The organism is Burkholderia sp. GbtcB21, from assembly GCF_019091065.1.
GTDB lineage: Bacteria > Pseudomonadota > Gammaproteobacteria > Burkholderiales > Burkholderiaceae > Burkholderia > Burkholderia pyrrocinia_C.
In genome coordinates this window covers 1-228 of sequence record NZ_JAGXKA010000590.1, presented here as the reverse complement: position 1 = coordinate 228, position 228 = coordinate 1, and the positions used below count along the sequence as shown (strand labels likewise).

The following is a 228-nucleotide window of genomic DNA, read 5'->3' as shown; positions in this document are numbered from 1 at the left end:
CACCAAGGCGCGCCCCGGCGCGAACGCGATGCGGGCCGTGGCGATGGCCGCCGCGAGGGCTGCCGCCGAAGAGGCAGGCCTGCCGCTGTACCGCTATTCCGGCGGTTCGGGCGCAATGCAGCTGCCGGTGCCGATGATGAACATCGTCAACGCCGGCCTGCACGCGAACAACAGCCTGGACATCCAGGAATTCATGATCGTCCCGGTGAGCCAGCCGACGTTCCGTGA

At 68.4% G+C, this 228-nt stretch carries 1 pseudogene; it reads left to right on the top strand.

From position 1 onward, the window contains the following. Nucleotides 1-228 (top strand): annotated as a pseudogene (gene eno / locus KVT39_RS37770) (phosphopyruvate hydratase); the annotation flags it as partial.